Genomic DNA, 16,324 nt, shown 5'->3' on the forward strand with positions numbered 1-16,324 from the left:
GCTGATGCAAGCGGAATTTTGTTCCGCGTTACGGAATACGCTGATGACGCCGACGTGAAGGGATTAACTGCAATCCAGCTGCTGCTCAAACCAGTTTTGCAAGCCGGCCGAGAGTTGTGGCCATGCTCGCTGTAGACCTGAGAGTTTCCCGGCATTGACGCGGAAGATTCCGCGCAGTTCCTGCTCGATCGCAGGCAGATCGACTCCCAGGCAACGGCCTTCGCTGGCGATCAATCGTCCGTCGACAACCACGTCGCGCACCAGCTGTGCATTGCCCCTGGCGAACAGGAGATCGATCGGATCGACCGGCATGATCGCGTCGCGGTCGAGCCGGTCGAGATCGAGGGTAACAAAGTCGGCTGGCGCGCCGGATACTAACGCCCCGGTTCCGGGCGCACCGGTGGCCTTGCGGCCGTTGGCGATCGCAAGGCCGAAGAATTCGGCAGGCGCCCACGTCCGCTGGAAGCCGAGACCGCCGTGCACCATCTGCACCAGCCGCATCTCGCGGAGCACATCGTCGTCCTCGTCGAGCGCCAATCCGTCGACGCCGACGGCAATCGCGCAGCCGCATCGATGCGCCGCGGCGATCGGCGCCAGGCCGGAACGCAGATGCATGTTGGAACTGAAATTGGTGACGATGCGCGCGCCGGAGGCCGCGATCATCTCGATCTCGTCCGGGCGCGCATGGATACCATGCGCCAAGGTCAGCCGTTCCGACAGGAAGCCGATGTCGCGGAGATAGCGCACGATACCGTCCGGAAAATTCGTATCGGCCCAGGCACGCTGATAGATGGTCTCCAGCAGATGCATGTGAATGCGCCGGCCGGTCGTGGCCGAATTCTCCGCCACCGCTTCGAGCAGCGGCTTCGAGCACCACTGCACGCCAGCGGGGCCGAGTTGCACATCGACCTTCGGGCCAGATATCGCGGCAGCGATCGCATCGGTCAGTTCGATGTAGGCTTTCGGCGACATCGGCGCGCGGACGAACAACTCCTCGATGGTCTTGCGGTCGTCGCTCGCAAGCCCCGACAAGACAGGCTCGCCGTCGCCATACACAATCGGATTCTGGTCGCGCACCGCAATCGCAAAGGCGATGCGGATTCCGACATCGGACGCCGCGCGTGCGATCGCTTTTGCCTCTTCGACCAGCGGCATGGTGCCGCTCGGCCGGGTGTAATGCACCATCATCGCGGCACAGCCTGCCCGCGCCGAACGCGCCAGCGCGGCGGCCGCCGTCAGATAAGGATCGACCGGCGTACCGATCGCCGAACGCAAGATCCAGCTTTCCAAGGGCATCCCGATCGCGCCGAACGAGGATGCGGTCGGCCGCGCATGGTCGTGGGCATTGACGAAGGCCGGAAGCACAAGCGAGCGCGGCGCGGTCGCGGGTGGGGCTCCCCCGGAGATCGAGGTGATGATACCGTTGTCGTGCCGGAGGACGACGTTCGAGAGCAGGCCACGGCCGGGGCCGGAGAAGAGGCTGGCGGCCGTGACATCTCCGGACATGACTGTGCGCCTTCTCTATCTGTCATTCCGGGGCGATGCGGAGCATCGAACCCGGAATCTCGAGATTCCCCGATGCGCCATTGCGCATCTGAGGTCTGGTGCTTCGCACCATCCCGGAATGACGGGCTTACGCCCGTCAATTCGCCGTATAGGTCAACTCGCGATCCGCACGCGGCGGCAGGAATTCGCGCGAGAAGATTTCCGACGCGGCCGGCACGCGGGCGAGCTGGTAGCCTTCGGCAATGATGCCGATGGCGCGGGTCATGCGGTCGTCCTTGACGTCGCCGACGCCGATTTCCTTCATTTCGGGCGAGACGATCAGCTTGTCGAAGGAATACTGCAGCCGGCGCTTCTCGACGTCGACATTGATCAGGTTGTCGTAGTTCAGCGCCGCCTTCATGCCGGCGTTCTGGTCCTTGGCGACCGCGATCATGCCCTTGTTGATGGCGCGGACGAGGCCGGCGACGGCCTTCGGGTTCGACGCCAGGAGCTTGCGCGATACCATCACGCCGTTGGAATAGAGGTCCATGCCGTAGTCGCCGAACGAGAACCACTTGTAGTCCTTGTCGGGATCCTGGCGGTTCAGCACCAGGTTGAAGTAGCTGGTGATATTGAACACCAGGGCGGCGTCGATATCGCCCTTGATCAGCATTGGCTCCTGCAGGTTGGGCGCCATGTTCGAAATCTTGATCTTCTCGCCTTCCAGCTTGTTCTTCTGCACGAACACCGGCAGCAGCCGCGTGGTCGGCGTACCCTGCGCGCCACCGAGCGTATGGCCTTCGAAATCCTTGATGCTGTTGATGCCGCTGCTGTTCTTGGTCACGATCGCGAACGGCGGCTGGTTCCAGATCATGTAGACCATGACCGGCGCGTCCTGCGGCTTGGTCGAGGCGTTCTGGATGATGGCATTGACGTCGCCGAAGCCGGCGTCATAGGCGCCGGACATGATGCGCGTCACCGTGGCACCGGAGCCCTCGCCCTGGTCGATTACGACGTTGAGGCCCTCTTGCTTGAAGTAGCCGTTGTCCTGGGCATAGAAGAACGCGGCGTCGCTGCCTTGCGTCTTCCAGCCCAGCGTGAACTTGATCGTCGTGTCCTCGGCGCTGGCGGCGCTTGTGAACAGAACGGCTCCCAACAGCGCGGCACTTACTTTGGCTAACATGTTGACCTCCTGGGTTGGATGGCGGTTGACGAAATCTTGTTTCAGGTTGCGATCAGATCGTTCTTGCGGGTGGCCCAGCCGGTGACGCGCCCCTCGATGACAGAGAAGATCACGTAGAGCGCGACGCCGAGGCCGGCGAGCACGAACAGGCCGGCGAACACCAGCGGCACATTGAAATTGGACGATGCGGTCATCATGACGTTGCCGATGCCGCGGTTGGAGGCGACGGTCTCGGACAGCACGGCGCCGACAAAGGCGTAGGAGATCGCAACCTTCAGCGACGCAAAGAAGAACGGCATCGTGCGGGGCAGGCCGACATTCCAGAGAATGTCTAATTTGCTGGCGCCGAGCGCCTTAAGCACGTCTTCGAGTTCGGGCTCGGTGGTCGCGAGCCCGGTCGCGATGTTGACGACGATCGGAAAGAAGCAGATCGACAGCGCCGTCAGCACCGCCGGCACCGAACCGGAGCCGAACCACAGTACGAAGATCGGCACCACGGCGACCTTCGGGATCGAGGAGAAGCCGACCAGCAGCGGATAGCAGGTATCGTAGGCGGTCTTGGAGACGCCGATCACCGCGCCAAGCACGACACCGAGGCCGACGCCAAGCACGAAGCCGATCATGGTGGTCGCCAGGGTCTGCAGGATATGCGGCCACAGGATCGGGAATTTCTGGAACAGCGTGACGAACACCTGCGACGGACGCGGCAGCACCAGGTCGGACATCCCGGTCATCACGCAGAACAATTCCCACGCGACAAAGAACAAGACGATCAATCCCGCCGACCAGGCTTTTTGGCGATAATCGAGATCGGGCATGATCAGGCCACTCCCTGTTTTGACGCCGTCTCTTTTGCGGCAGTTCTTGCGTCGACGATGAACGCGCGAAGTTTCTGGTTGAGCGCGACGAAATCCGGCTCGAAGGTTCTGGCGACCGTGCGCGGGCGCTCGAAGTCGACACGGCTGTCGTCGACGATGCGGCCCGGCCGCGCGCTCATCACGCAGATGCGGCTGCCGAGGAACGCCGCTTCGCGCAGATCATGGGTCACCAGCAGCACGGTCGGCTTGTGCGCGATCCAGAGGCCCTGAAGGATCGACCACAGCTCTTCACGGGTGAACTGGTCAAGCGCGCCGAAGGGTTCATCGAGCAGCAGCATGCGCGGCTCATGAATCAAGGCGCGGCACAGATTCGCGCGCTGAAGCATGCCGCCGGAGAGTTGCCAGGGATAACGGCTGCCGAACCCCTTGAGGCCGACCTGCTCCAAGAGCGTATTGGCCTTGTCGCGGAATTCGGTCTTGCGCAGTTTGCGGAATTGCGAGCGGAACGGTTCGACGATCTTGAGCGGCAGCATGATGTTCCGCTCGATCGTCATCCAGGGCAGCATGGTCGGATTCTGGAACGCCATGCCGACGCGCAGCGCACGCGCAGCGACTTCACGGCCACCGACGATGACGACGCCGGTGGTCGGCTGCACCAGTCCTGAGACCAGCCGCAAGATGGTGGACTTACCGCAGCCGGACGGCCCGACCAGGGCGACAAACTCGCCGTCGGCGATCCGCAAGCTCGTGGCCGATAGCGCCGGCACCGCGCGGTCGCCGCGGCCGAAGGTAACGGAGGCGTCCGACAGTTCGATCGCAATCGGCATGGCGGCGGACGGAACCGGCGCGCCCTTGAATTCCTGATCTGGTTGCATGCGCATCATGGCTGGAAGTGCATGCAAGCCGGATGCCAGCGAGACTCGCGTTGAAAATCAACGGGATCGCAAAAAGACGGTGCCATTCGCCGGATTCGTTTTGGGCAATCCGCCCGTCAAACTGCATGCAATTGAGGCGCTCATTCGCTGCCCAATTGTGATATCAAATGCCCATTCGAAGCACTTCCTTTCAGGATTCGCCCGATGGCGCCTCGTCCAGGCAGTAAGACTGCGGAATCGTCCGACAAGGTCAGCGTGATCTGCCGCGCGCTTCGCCGCGCCATTATCGAGCAGGCACTGGCGCCGGGCGCGAAATTGCCGGAGGATTCGCTGGGCGAACGCTTCGGCGTTAGCCGCACCATTGCCCGTCACGCGCTGGGACAACTCGCGGCAGAGGGCCTGGTCGAGCTGCGCCGCAACCGGATCGCCGTGGTGGCAACGCCAAGCTGGCAGGAAGCCCGCGACGCCTTCGATATCAGGATCGAACTCGAACGGCTGGTGGTGCGCCAGCTCGCCGGCAAGCTGACCAAGGCGCAGGTCGCCGAGCTGACCGCCCATGTCGATGCCGAGGACGGCGCCCGCGACGGCACCGACGCGGTATCCATCAGGTTGGCGACCGAATTTCACATCCTGCTCGCCCATATGACGAACAGTCCGATTCTCGTGCGTTATGTCAGCGAAGTCGCGTATCGCTGCTGCCTGACCTTATCCTTGTACAGCCGCCCGCATTCCTCGGAATGCGCGATCAACGAACACCGCGCCATCATCGCCGCGCTGGTCAAGGGCGACGAGAGCAAGGTGATGGGCTTGATGCACAGCCATCTGGATTCGGTCGCCAATCGCGCGCTGGTCGCCCCTGTCCCGCAGCGCGGCCGCGATTTGCTGGATATTTTGGCGCCTTATGCGGAAGAAGGCGATAGCGGGCGGGTGGTGAAGATGCCGAAGGTGGTGCGGGCGAGGTAGGCCTTCTCCCTCGCCCCGCTCTTGCAGGGCGAGGTAAGAGGGCTACGCCTCAATCCCCCGCTTCACCAGAATCCGCTCGGCGCTGTCGTTCCAGACGTCCATCTTCACGATCTGGCCGCCTTTCACCACGAAGCGGTCGACATAGCGATTGCCCTCGAACGGCGAGCCGTCGATCCATTCGCCGTAGAGCGTGCCGACGCTGTAGACCACGGTCTCATCGACCCCTGGGCACACGTCGAAGCGGTCCATCTTTTTCTTGACCCAGCGATAGCGTCGCGCGTTGAAACCGGTCGGCCCGCGCGGATGATCGAATTCGCGACCGCCGGTGAAGGTGATGATCGTGCCGGCCTTCATATAGGCCGCGGCGGCATCCGGATCCGGGATCATCGAGGCCGTCAGATAGGCCTCCACGACCTCGGCATCCGACAGGGCTTTGGGCTCGGCTTTCGCGACAACAGACATCGTGGCTTCTCCTCAAGGTACCAAATACTACAATTAGTCCACCAAATTGCATGCACATTTTTTGAACAGTTTGGCCTCTAAACTGCACACAATCTGGAGCTGCCCGCTCCCTGCTCTTCCGCTAGGCTTCAATCCTCCTCCAGCCCGCCCGGACCCATGAACGCGAAAACGGCCTTCGATCTGATCTTCCGCAATGCGCGGACGCGGACCTCCCCCACCCCGGTCGATATCGGCGTCTCCGGCGGCCGGATCGCCGCCATTGCACCAAAGCTTGCCTGCGAAGCTCTCGAGGTCGAGGTCGGCGGAAAACTGGTGCTGCCCGGCTTCGTCGACACCCATATTCACTTGGACAAGGCCTGCCTGCTCGGCCGCTGCGGGCACGACCACGCGACCGTCAGCGAGGCCATTGCCGCGGTCGCGGCGATGAAGCGCGATTTCACCGTGGAAGACGTCTATGCCCGCGGCGCCCGCGTGATCGAGCGCGCCATCGTGCACGGCACCACGCGGATGCGCACCCATGTGGAGATCGACCCGCGCATCGCGCTGCGCGGTTTCGAGGCGGTCAAGGCGCTGAAGCGGGATTATGCCTGGGCCATCGACCTGTCGATCTGCGTGTTTCCGCAGGAAGGCCTCACCAACGATCCCGGCGCCGAGGAACTCTTGGTCGCCGCACTTCGCGACGGCGGCGAGGCGATCGGCGGCTGTCCCTATATGGACACCGATCCGAACGCGCAACTCGAAAAACTGTTCGACCTGGCGCAGCAGTTCGACGTCGACGTCGACCTGCATCTCGACTTCGATCTCGATCCGTCGTGGTGGCACATGGAAGAGGTGTGCCGGCAGACCGAACGCCGCAATTATCAAGGCCGCGTCGCCATCGGACACGCCACAAAACTGTCGGCGCTGCCGCCGGACCGGCTGCAGGCCGCGACCGCGCGGCTGGCGAAATCAGGCGTCGCCGTCACCGTGCTGCCCGCGACCGACCTCTATCTGATGGGCCGCGATGCCACCCATAATGCGCCACGCGGGCTGACGGTGGCGCACAAGCTCGTCGAAAACGGCGTGCTGTGTTCGGTCGCGACCAACAACGTGCTCAATCCCTTCACGCCGTTCGGCGATGCGTCCCTGCTGCGGATGGCGAATTTCTACGCCAACGTCGCGCATGCCGGTATCAGCGAGTTCGACGCCTGCCTCGATCTGGTGACGGAGTTGCCGGCGCGCCTGATGAACCTGCGCGACTACGGCATCGCTGAGGGCAATCCGGCCGATCTCATCGTGCTCGATACCGACAGCGGCGCCAACGCGATTGCGGAAATGCCGGACATGCTGATGGGCTTCAAGAGCGGCCGCCAGGTTTTTGCGCGGCCACGGCCGACGCTGTTTCCGCCTCAGGGTTAGGGACGCCCCGCCCTCCCGCGATTGACGCGCCTGCCGATCCCTGTTTGTTATCAGCCAAACACAACAACAAAATCGGGCAGGAAATGATGACCAAGGCATCCCAAATAAGAAGCGTCGAAACGCTCGCCTGCGACGCCGGCTGGCGCAACTACCACTTCGTCAAGATCATGACCGAAGACGGCATCGTCGGTTGGAGCGAATATGACGAGGGCTTCGGCGCGCCCGGCGTGACGGCGGCGATCGAGCGGCTCGCCGCGCGCGTGGTCGGCAAGAATGCGTTCCAGCATGAGCGGATTTACGCGGAACTGTTTTCGGCGACGCGGCCCGCCGCCGGCGGCGTGGTGGCGCTGGCGCTTGGCGCCATCGAGAACGCGCTGCTCGACGTCAAGGCCAAGGCGCTCGGCGTGCCCTGCTACGACCTGCTCGGCGGCAAGATCCGCGACAAAATTCGCGTCTACTGGTCGCATTGCGCGACCTGGCGCATCAACCACCCCGACTGGTTCAAGCCGGCGATCACCGATCTCGACGGCGTCAAGGGAATCGGCCGTGAAGTCCGCGAAAAGGGTTTTACGGCGCTGAAGACCAACGTCTTCGTCTACATCGACGGCAAGCCGCAGGGCTGGCGCCCCGGCTTCGGCTCGCCATTCGAGCCCGAAATCAATGTCGATCGCACTGTGCTGCGCAATCTCTGCATGCACCTCGAAGCCATCCGCGACGGTGCCGGGCCCGATGTCGACCTGCTGCTCGACCTCAACTTCAACGCCAAGACCGAGGGCTATCTCAAGATCCTGCGCGCCATCAAGGACATGGACATGTTCTGGGTCGAGATCGACACCTTCAACCCGCAGGCGCTGGGTTACATCCGCCGCCAGAGCCCGCACCCGATCTCCTCCTGCGAGACGCTGTTGGGCCTGCGCGAATTCCTGCCCTACTTCAACGAACAGGCGATGGACGTCGCCATCATCGACACGCCGTGGAACGGGGTCTGGCAATCGATGAAGATCGCGGCCGCCGCCGAGCATTTCGAGGTCAACGTCGCCCCGCATAATTTCTACGGCCACCTCTGCACCATGATGAACGCGCATTTCTCGGCAGCGGTGCCTAATCTGCGCATCATGGAAACCGACATCGATCGGCTGGCGTGGGACCATGAGCTGTTCACGCATGTGCCCGAGATCGTCGACGGCCACCTCATCATCCCGGACCGGCCGGGCTGGGGCACCGAACCCAACGAGGAAGGCCTGCGCGCCCACCCGCCGAAGAGCAAGGGCGGGCTGCTGAATTATGGGCTGAAGAAGTGATGTAACCTCGCCCCGCTTGCGGGGAGAGGCCGAAGCCGCAGCGAAGCGTAGGCTTCGGGTGAGGGGGTACTAACGGTCTATCAGCTATAGCGAGATCGCCGAGAGAGCCCCTCACCCATAGCCGATGCTTCGCATCGGCGTTCTCCTATAAAGTACGGCGGCCAAAGGCCGCCTACGCCTCTCCCCGCAAGAGCGAGGCGAGGGAGAAGAAAGAGCCGGCGCATCTAATTATCCCCCGGGCTCGCGGCGAACGCGCTTTCGATCACGTCGCCGATCGGCTGCCACGCGGTGCCGTCGAACTGCACCAGCCGCATCTGTTTGATGGGGCGAAAGTCGGAAGGCCCGGTGTTGATCGCAATGCCCGGCAGCACGATCGGACTCTGGTAGTTCTTCAGCGATGCCGCCTGCCGCATGATGTTCTCGCGCGACAGGTCGTCGCCGCACTGGGTCAACACCTGCAACAGGGTTTCGGCCGCAGCATAGCCGAAGATGGCGTAGCTGTCGTCCTTGTCGCCGTCGGGGTAATATTTATCCATGAAGGCGAGCCACGTCTTGATGGCCGGGTCTTCCTTCCAGGTGGTGTCGCCGGTGTCCTTCAGGAACGAGGTCGAGATCACGCCGATGGCGTTCTCCAGCCCCGCCGGCCGCAGCGCATTGGCGATCGAAGCCGCCGCATTGACCAGCAGCAGCACCGGATGCCAGTCGAGCTCCGCCGCGCGGCGGATGGCGCGCGCCGAGATCGGCGGCGCGCAGTTGAGCACCAGCACCTCGGCGCCGGATGCCTTGAGGATGTCGACCTGGGAATCGATCGACATGTCCGCCTCGATGGCAATATCCGCCACGATGTGGTTGGCGGTGACCCCGAGCCCCTCCTGCAGTCCCCTGAACAGATCGCGGCCGAACTGATCGTTCTGCCACAGCACCGCGATCTTGCGGTCCGCATAGGAAGCCTGGATGTAATTGGCGTAGATCCGGCCCTCGGAGCGGAACGTCGGCTGCCAGCCCATCGTCCAGGGAAATTTCTTCGGATGCGCCCACTCCTCGTCGCCGGACGCGACAAAGAGCTGCGGGATATTCTTCTCATTGAGATATTTTCGCGTCGCCAGATTGCCCGGCGTGCCGAACGAGCCGAACATCAGCACCACGTTCTGCTCTTCGACCAGATTCTTGGTCTCCTCGAGCGCCGTCACCGGGTTGGAGCTGTCGTCGCGGGAAATGAACTTGATCTTGCGTCCGTTGATGCCGCCGCGCTCGTTGACCATGTCGAAATAGGCGGCCTCGGCCCTTCCGATCGCCGCAAACCCCGTCAGCGGCCCGGTATAGGGCATGATGTTGCCGATGCGGATTTCGGTATCGGTGACCCCGGCGGCCGCGGCTCGCTGAGCAGCGAACGGAGCAAACGCCAGGGCTATGGCGGCGACAAGGGCTGACGTTAGTCGGGTTTCTCTTCTTATTTGCATCAACATGGCCTCGAGCTAGCAGAAGCTTGTGACGCCCAACCCAGCAGGCGCGACGATAGCGCCGAAAATGCGGATGTTGAAATCAAATGTTGAGTCGGTTTCGTCGGATGGTCGAAGCGATACCCAGCCTACATATCACCGCAACGCAATATCGAGCCAGCCGAGCGCATTCACCGTGACGCGGTCGCCGGTGTCGACCAGCACCGTCGTGGTCTCGGCTTCGATGATCGCTGGACCCGCCAAGGTATGCCCGGGCCTGAGGTCATCGAGCGCATAGACCGGCACCTCGCGCCAGCCGCCGAAGAAGGCTTGCCGTTGGCCGCGCGGCGCACAGGCGCCGGAAGACGGTGCAGGCCTGGTATCCTGCCCGCGTTGCGCGACTTCGCCGACGGCTGCGACGCGGGCGTTGACGAACACGACTTCCTGGCCGCGCGAAGCGTAGGTGTAGAGTTCCTCATGCTTGACGTGGAAACGGTCCTCGATTTGATCGACGAGATTGTCCGCATTCCAGTCCAGCCCATCGAGCGAAACGTCGATCTCAAAAATCTGCTCGCCGTAGCGCATCTCGGCGGAGCGCTCGATCGCGATCGGTCCAGCGAACCAAGAACGAAGCCGGCCGGCGGCCTGCGCTTCCAGCTCGGCAAACAGCGCATGGACTTCGCCCGCGGTGATGCGCGCGCCCGTACCGTAATGCGTGCGGCTGACTTCGTAGCGGAGATCGCTGGTCAGCATGCCCCAGGCCGACAGCACCGACGCCACCGTCGGCACGATGATGCGCTTGATCTCGAGCTCGCGCGCCACTTCCGCCGCATGAAGTCCCGCCGCGCCGCCAAAACTGAGCAGCGCAAATTTTCGCGGGTCAACGCCACGGCGCAGGGTCATCAGGCGGATGCCGTCGGCCATCTTCAGATTGATCATGCGGTAGATGCCGGCGGCGGCTTCCGCCTGCGACAATTCCAGCGCCGCGGCGACGCGATCGATGGCGGCTTCCGACGCCGCGCGATCGAGCGGGCGTTTGCCGCCCATGAAGGCGGCGGCATCGAGATAGCCGAGCACGACATTGGCATCGGTGACGGTGGCTGCCAGGCCGCCGTTGCCGTAGCAGGCCGGGCCCGGCACCGAGCCCGCGCTTTCCGGGCCAACGCGCAAAGTGCGGCCGGCATCGACGCTGGCGATCGAGCCGCCGCCGGCCGCGATGCTCGCAATGTCGAGGCTGCGCAACGCGATGCGCTGGCCGGCGAGCATGCCGTCCGCGGACAGCGAGGCCTGCCCGCCCGATATCAACGAGATATCCGTGCTGGTGCCGCCCATGTCGAACGGCACCAAATCGGGAATTTCGACCAGCGCAGCACAGCGCCGTCCTCCCGACATGCCGCCGGCGGGGCCCGACAGCACCGTGCCCGCGGCGAGCCGCGACGCCTCCTCGACCGGCGCCATGCCGCCATGCGACAGTACCACGAACAGCGAGCCCTTGAAGCCGGCCTCCGTCAGGCGCGTTTCGAGATTGGTGAGGTAGCGCCGCACGATCGGCTCGACATAGCCGTTCACGATCGTGGTCGAGACGCGCTCGTATTCCTTGATCTGCGGCAGCACATCGCTGGAGCGGGAAACGCTGATGCCGGGCAGCGCCTGCGTCAGCCGATCAACCGCGGCGAGCTCGTGCGCCGGATTGATGTAGGCGTGCAGGAAGCACACCGCGACCGAAGTCGCACCGGATTTCTTGATGCCGGCAATGGCATCATCGAGCGAGCGCGGGTCGAGCGGACTCGAAACCTCGCCGTTCGCCCTCAACCGTTCGCGCAAGCCGAACCGCAATTCGCGCGGCACCAGCGGCTCGGGCGGCGGCGAGCGCAGATCGTAGCGGTCCGGCTTGAGGCCCTCGCGCATTTCGATGACGTCGCGATGGCCTTCGGTCGTGAGCAGCGCGACCTTGGCGCCCTTGCGCTCCAGCAGCGCATTGGTCGCGACTGTGGTGCCATGAACGAGGCGGTCGGTCGCAGCCAGCATCTCCGCGCGCGTGACGTGCAGGCGACGCGCCAGCTCTTCCAGTCCCGCCATCACGCCGATCGATTGATCCGCCGGGGTCGATGGTGATTTCGCGAATACGGTCCGTCCGGTTTCATCCGTGGCCACCAGATCGGTGTAGGTGCCGCCGACGTCAACGCCAATCCTGTACATTGTTAGCTACGCTGCTCCGCCGGAACTTCAGTGAGGCCCTGTTCGCGATCGCGCTGCCGCGCTTCTGCCGAACGCTCCGACGGTGGCCCCCAGCCGCCACCGCCGGAGGAGCGGATTTCGAGACAATCGCCCGGACGCAGCTCGATGCCGACTTCCTTGGTGCGCAACACGCGGGGCTCGCGGCCCTCGGACAGCAGGCGATAGTGATGCGGCTTGCCGTCCTCGCCACCGAGCATGCCGCACGGGCCATGGCGAGCGCCGTCGCCCGCGGTGTTGCCGCGCGCGGGCTTGTCGATTTCGAGCACGAGATCGAGCGCGACGCCGAGCCCGCCGCGAAACTGACCATCGCCGCCGGAGCCAGGGCGGAATTCGTGCTGACGGAAATGCAACGGAAAACGGGTCTCGGCCACTTCAAGGCTGCCGAATTTGAGCCCGCCGACGCTGTGCCATTCGCCGATCGACGACCAGCCGTCGCCCCCGGACGACGCGCCGCCGCCCGGGCGCGCCTGGAACAGATGCCAGATGAAGTTCTTGCCGGTGCGCGGGTCTTCACCCTGGATGGCGATCCGGAACCGTCGGCTCCAGCCCGCCATCGCCCGTTCCGGACAGGAAGCCGACATCGCCTTGACGATCGCCTCGACGATTTCGTTGGAGGGATGGCTGGTGCACAGCGTCACCGGCCGGCCGGGATCGGCCCAGACGATGGTGCCCTGTTTGGCGATCACCTTGAGCGGACGCAGCGCGCCGGTGTTCTTGGGTATCTCGGCGTCGATCAGGTACGCAAAGGCCATCGCGACGGCGGCCTGCATGTTGGCATGCGAGGAATTGACGAAGCTGGTCGATTGCGGGTCGGAGCCGGAAAGATCGACCTCGATGTCGCTGCCCTTCTTGGTCACCTTCGCAGCAATACGGATATCGCTGCGGCCATGGCCGTCGTCGTCGAGAAACGCCTCGCCGTGAAATACGCCGTCTTTCCAGGTCGAGACCACGGCGCGGGTCTGCTGCTCGGTCGTATCCAGAATGGCTTCGATCGCGGCTTCGACGACCGGCGCGCCGAATTCGCTGAACAATCTTGATACGCGCCGCTCGCCCAACTGCGCCGCCCCCAGCATCGCCGCGAGGTCGCCGCGAAATTCGCGGGGGTTGCGGACGTTGAGCGCCAAGAGATCGAGCAGGTCGGCGCGCGGCTTGCCGGCCTCGTAGAGCTTGATCGGCGGAATCCGCAGGCCTTCCTGAAAGATTTCGGTGGCCGCGGGGTTATAGGCGCCATGGGTGCCGCCGCCGATATCGCTCTGATGCGCGCGTACGATGGTCCAGAGCAGTCGCCGTTCGCCGGCAAATACCGGCACGAAGACGGTCAAGTCAGGCAGGTGGCTGCCGCCATGATAGGGATCGTTGAGCAGAATGACGTCGCCGGGCTTGACGTCCTTGAACCGCTCCTCGACCGCGATCGTCGCCCACGGCAGCGCGCCGACGTGGACCGGAAGGTGGTCGGCCTGCGCGATCAGGCGAGCGTCGGTGTCGCAAATCGCCAGCGAGAAATCGCGGCTGGAATTCAGTATCTGCGAATAGGAGGTGCGAAGCATCGCCTCGCCCATCTCCTTGACTATCGAACTGAGCCGGTGCTGGACGACGGAGCGCGTGATGGGATCAATCTTGGCGGACATTGTACCTGTTCTTGCCGTCTTGCTTGTTGTTGCTCAGAGCGCCGCGACTTCCGCCAGCGCGCCCGATGCCGCCTCGATGATTGCATGGATATCGTCGTCCGTCATCGGGGTCGACAATGCCATCAATCCATAGCCCGCGGCCAGCACGCCACGATTGAGCAGGCCGCGGTTGAAAACCGCCTGGCGTTTCGCTTCCTCGTCGGTCGGATACGCCGAGCGATAGTCGCGGATCGGGCGGTCGGCGAAGTGAATCTTCAGGAGCGAACCGAGCCCGACGGTGCGGCCCGAAACGCCGTGGCTGCGAAACGCCGCATCGATGCCCGAGCGCACAGCCTCGCCCATCGCGTCGAGCCGCGCGAATGCCGCGTCGTCCAAAAGCTCCATCGCGGCGATGCCGGCGCGCATCGTCACCGGATTGGCCGAGAACGTGCCGCCATGCGGCAATGCCGGCTTGCCCGGCCGCGGATCGAACACCGCCATGAATTCCTTGTGGCCGCAGATCGCGCCGACCGGAAAGCCGCCGCCGATGATCTTGCCGAGCGTGGTCAAATCCGGATCGATGTTCCAGATGCCCTGCGCGCCGCGATAGCCCAGACGAAACGTGATGACCTCGTCGAAGATCAGGAGCGCGCCGACCTCGCGCGTGACGTTTCGCAGCGCCTCCAGATAGGCATGGTCGGCCGGCGCCAGACCGGCGCGGTTGGGCATGGGATCGACGAGGACGCAGGCGAGTTCCGGGCCGTGCTCGCGGATCAGGCTGACGGCAGCCTCCGCGTCGTTAAAGGGAATGGTGACGACATCGGCGAGCACGTTGTCGGGCGTGCCTTTGGCGTAGGCGACCGATACCGGCGCGTTGCGGCCCCAGGCTTCCGGGGTCGGATCGAGGCTGACCTCAGCATAGTCATAGGAGCCGTGATAGGCGCCCTCGCATTTGGCGATCTTCGGCCGGCCAGTGTGCGCGCGTGCCGCCTTCAGCGCCATCATCACCGCCTCGGTGCCGGAATTCGCAAAGCGCACCTGGTCGACCGACGGCAGTCGCGCCGCCAGCAACTCCGCAAGATCGACTTCGGATTCGGTCGGCAGGCCGAAGGCCGATCCCATGGCAAGCTGCGTGGTCGCGGCCTTGATCAGCGCGGGATGGGCGTGGCCGTGAATCTGCGAGGTGAAATTGTTGATGCAGTCGATATAGACGTTGCCGTCGAGGTCCCAGACCCGGCAGCCCTCGCCGCGCGCGGCATAGATCGGATAGGGCTTCATGAACACGGTGGTGCGGGTGTTGCCGCCAGGCAGGCTCGCCAGCGCACGGTCGTACATTTTTTGCGACGAGGAATTTGGATCCGGGTACATGCGGCTTCCTGCGAACTGGACCCAGCCCTTATAGCGGCTGGATTTTTGCCCGCAAACCGCCGCCTTTTCCGCGATGCTCCGCACGGCAAAGGCCCGACGGCTCACGTTTACGTGTCCGGAACCACTAAAAAACCCAGCAGCCGACGGAATAGATCGCGCCGCCACGCGTCACCACCCATGCAAGCCGTTTGCATCATGGGAGTTGAAATGACGAAATCACCAATCCTGGCCCTATTCGCCGCCGCGATCTCGCTGGCCGCCATCTCAGCCGCGAGCGCGGCACCTCCGACCAAGACCGGCACCACCGCCAAGGGGTCGGCGCTTACCGACGCCAAGGGCATGTCGCTCTATACCTTCGACAAAGATGCCGACGGCAAGTCGGCCTGCAACGGCCCCTGCGCGGCGAATTGGCCGGCCCTCAAGGCGGAAGCCAGCGACGCCGCAGGCGATGGTTATACCGTCATCGCCCGCGACGACGGTTCCAAGCAATGGGCCTACAAGGGCAAGCCGCTCTACACGTTCACCAAGGACCAGAAGGCCGGCGACATCACCGGTGACGGCTTTCTGAACGGCGCCTGGCACCTGGCGCAGCCCTGACCAATCGGGACCGAGGATCGAGGCTCGCGCGTGTCGGCGCCCAACCGGCGGGAAACGCGCGAGCGCTTTCAACAAACCAGTTCGAGCACAGGGAACCATGACAATGCTACAGCTTTTCAAACCAGGCATCCGAATGGCGATGTTTGGCGCGCGCCTCCTGGTCGCCTTCGCCGCGCCGTCTCTGGTGTTAGGCGCGTTCGCACATGAAGCCCATCCGGCCGCGCAAACGGCTGCCAGCGCGGATGAAAGCGCGTTTCTCGCCGAGAACGAGACGGCGATGACAAAAATGATGAACGACATGGCGGCGAAGCCGACCGGCGACATCGATCGCGATTTCGTCGCCATGATGGCCCCGCACCATCAAGGCGCGATCGATATGGCCGTGATCGAATTGCGCTACGGCAAGAACGAGCAACTGCGACGGATCGCCCAGGAAATCATCGTCAGCCAGTTGCAGGAGATCGCAGCCATGAAGCTCGCGATCGGCGAGCCGGTCGCGGCTTCCGCGCCTGCCCCAACGCAGCCTGACAAGGCACCGGTCTCGGCGCCGGCGGTGCACGACCACATCAACATGAAAAAGTAGGAGCGAC

Annotated in this window: 14 protein-coding genes; 5 read left to right on the forward strand and 9 right to left on the reverse strand. The window is 63.9% G+C overall.

The window, feature by feature from the left end; translation table 11 throughout:
• Nucleotides 1-63: 63 nt before the first annotated feature.
• From FFI89_RS24415 to FFI89_RS24430, 4 genes are all read right to left on the reverse strand, one after another.
• Nucleotides 64-1,506: an amidohydrolase family protein gene (locus FFI89_RS24415; RefSeq protein ID WP_138830141.1), complete on the reverse strand. Its 1,443-nt coding sequence runs from the start codon at nt 1,504-1,506 to the stop codon at nt 64-66.
• Between the two features lie 136 nt (nt 1,507-1,642).
• Nucleotides 1,643-2,668, reverse strand: coding sequence for an ABC transporter substrate-binding protein (locus FFI89_RS24420; RefSeq protein WP_138830142.1), 1,026 nt, complete (start codon nt 2,666-2,668; stop codon nt 1,643-1,645).
• A gap of 41 nt (nt 2,669-2,709) precedes the next feature.
• Nucleotides 2,710-3,486: an ABC transporter permease gene (locus FFI89_RS24425; RefSeq protein WP_138830143.1), complete on the reverse strand. Its 777-nt coding sequence runs from the start codon at nt 3,484-3,486 to the stop codon at nt 2,710-2,712.
• Nucleotides 3,487-3,488: 2 nt separating this feature from the next.
• Nucleotides 3,489-4,361: an ABC transporter ATP-binding protein gene (locus tag FFI89_RS24430; protein WP_246669241.1), complete on the reverse strand. Its 873-nt coding sequence runs from the start codon at nt 4,359-4,361 to the stop codon at nt 3,489-3,491.
• A 204-nt stretch (nt 4,362-4,565) separates the two neighbouring features.
• Between FFI89_RS24430 and FFI89_RS24435 the strand changes: the two genes are divergently transcribed.
• Nucleotides 4,566-5,324 (forward strand): GntR family transcriptional regulator, encoded by a 759-nt coding sequence (locus FFI89_RS24435; RefSeq protein WP_138830144.1) that lies wholly within the window; start codon nt 4,566-4,568, stop codon nt 5,322-5,324.
• Nucleotides 5,325-5,366: 42 nt separating this feature from the next.
• Here FFI89_RS24435 and FFI89_RS24440 read toward each other — a convergent pair whose 3' ends face one another.
• Nucleotides 5,367-5,786, reverse strand: coding sequence for a nuclear transport factor 2 family protein (locus FFI89_RS24440; RefSeq protein WP_138830145.1), 420 nt, complete (start codon nt 5,784-5,786; stop codon nt 5,367-5,369).
• Between the two features lie 156 nt (nt 5,787-5,942).
• Here FFI89_RS24440 and FFI89_RS24445 point away from each other — a divergent pair, with 156 nt between their 5' ends.
• Both FFI89_RS24445 and FFI89_RS24450 read left to right on the forward strand, forming a co-directional pair.
• Nucleotides 5,943-7,184, forward strand: a complete 1,242-nt coding sequence (locus tag FFI89_RS24445; protein WP_138830146.1) for an amidohydrolase family protein — start codon at nt 5,943-5,945, stop codon at nt 7,182-7,184.
• An 86-nt stretch (nt 7,185-7,270) separates the two neighbouring features.
• Nucleotides 7,271-8,485 carry a mandelate racemase/muconate lactonizing enzyme family protein gene (locus FFI89_RS24450; RefSeq protein WP_138830147.1) on the forward strand — a complete coding sequence of 405 codons (1,215 nt, stop codon included), beginning with the start codon at nt 7,271-7,273 and terminating at the stop codon, nt 8,483-8,485.
• Nucleotides 8,486-8,709: 224 nt separating this feature from the next.
• Here the strand turns inward: FFI89_RS24450 and FFI89_RS24455 are convergent, their stop codons facing one another.
• The 4 genes from FFI89_RS24455 to FFI89_RS24470 form a co-directional block, all read right to left on the reverse strand.
• On the reverse strand, nt 8,710-9,945 hold the full coding sequence (locus FFI89_RS24455) for an ABC transporter substrate-binding protein (RefSeq protein WP_168213023.1): 1,236 nt from the start codon (nt 9,943-9,945) through the stop codon (nt 8,710-8,712).
• A gap of 135 nt (nt 9,946-10,080) precedes the next feature.
• Nucleotides 10,081-12,123 carry a hydantoinase/oxoprolinase family protein gene (locus FFI89_RS24460; protein ID WP_138830149.1) on the reverse strand — a complete coding sequence of 681 codons (2,043 nt, stop codon included), beginning with the start codon at nt 12,121-12,123 and terminating at the stop codon, nt 10,081-10,083.
• A 2-nt stretch (nt 12,124-12,125) separates the two neighbouring features.
• A complete protein-coding gene (locus FFI89_RS24465) occupies nt 12,126-13,790 on the reverse strand; it encodes a hydantoinase B/oxoprolinase family protein (protein ID WP_138830150.1) in 1,665 nt (554 codons plus the stop codon).
• 33 nt (nt 13,791-13,823) lie between these two features.
• Entirely contained in the window at nt 13,824-15,137 is a 1,314-nt protein-coding gene (locus FFI89_RS24470) for an aspartate aminotransferase family protein (protein WP_138830151.1), read from the reverse strand.
• A 207-nt stretch (nt 15,138-15,344) separates the two neighbouring features.
• Between FFI89_RS24470 and FFI89_RS24475 the strand changes: the two genes are divergently transcribed.
• The gene (locus tag FFI89_RS24475) at nt 15,345-15,734 is read left to right on the forward strand and encodes a hypothetical protein (RefSeq protein ID WP_168213024.1); all 390 of its coding nucleotides are present in this window, start codon (nt 15,345-15,347) and stop codon (nt 15,732-15,734) included.
• Nucleotides 15,735-15,837: 103 nt separating this feature from the next.
• The gene (locus FFI89_RS24480) at nt 15,838-16,317 is read left to right on the forward strand and encodes a DUF305 domain-containing protein (protein WP_168213025.1); all 480 of its coding nucleotides are present in this window, start codon (nt 15,838-15,840) and stop codon (nt 16,315-16,317) included.
• Nucleotides 16,318-16,324 lie beyond the last annotated feature (7 nt).

This window comes from Bradyrhizobium sp. KBS0727, from assembly GCF_005937885.2.
GTDB lineage: Bacteria > Pseudomonadota > Alphaproteobacteria > Rhizobiales > Xanthobacteraceae > Bradyrhizobium.

Coding starts and splice junctions, on each gene's coding strand:
- FFI89_RS24425 (WP_138830143.1), bottom strand. CDS start 3,486: ATGCCCGATCTCGATTATCGCCAAAAAGCCTGGTCGGCGGGATTGATC.
- FFI89_RS24445 (WP_138830146.1), top strand. CDS start 5,943: ATGAACGCGAAAACGGCCTTCGATCTGATCTTCCGCAATGCGCGGACG.
- FFI89_RS24480 (WP_168213025.1), top strand. CDS start 15,838: ATGCTACAGCTTTTCAAACCAGGCATCCGAATGGCGATGTTTGGCGCG.
- FFI89_RS24475 (WP_168213024.1), top strand. CDS start 15,345: ATGACGAAATCACCAATCCTGGCCCTATTCGCCGCCGCGATCTCGCTG.
- FFI89_RS24440 (WP_138830145.1), bottom strand. CDS start 5,786: ATGTCTGTTGTCGCGAAAGCCGAGCCCAAAGCCCTGTCGGATGCCGAG.
- FFI89_RS24455 (WP_168213023.1), bottom strand. CDS start 9,945: ATGCAAATAAGAAGAGAAACCCGACTAACGTCAGCCCTTGTCGCCGCC.
- FFI89_RS24415 (WP_138830141.1), bottom strand. CDS start 1,506: ATGTCCGGAGATGTCACGGCCGCCAGCCTCTTCTCCGGCCCCGGCCGT.
- FFI89_RS24420 (WP_138830142.1), bottom strand. CDS start 2,668: ATGTTAGCCAAAGTAAGTGCCGCGCTGTTGGGAGCCGTTCTGTTCACA.
- FFI89_RS24470 (WP_138830151.1), bottom strand. CDS start 15,137: ATGTACCCGGATCCAAATTCCTCGTCGCAAAAAATGTACGACCGTGCG.
- FFI89_RS24435 (WP_138830144.1), top strand. CDS start 4,566: ATGGCGCCTCGTCCAGGCAGTAAGACTGCGGAATCGTCCGACAAGGTC.
- FFI89_RS24460 (WP_138830149.1), bottom strand. CDS start 12,123: ATGTACAGGATTGGCGTTGACGTCGGCGGCACCTACACCGATCTGGTG.
- FFI89_RS24465 (WP_138830150.1), bottom strand. CDS start 13,790: ATGTCCGCCAAGATTGATCCCATCACGCGCTCCGTCGTCCAGCACCGG.
- FFI89_RS24430 (WP_246669241.1), bottom strand. CDS start 4,361: ATGCAACCAGATCAGGAATTCAAGGGCGCGCCGGTTCCGTCCGCCGCC.
- FFI89_RS24450 (WP_138830147.1), top strand. CDS start 7,271: ATGACCAAGGCATCCCAAATAAGAAGCGTCGAAACGCTCGCCTGCGAC.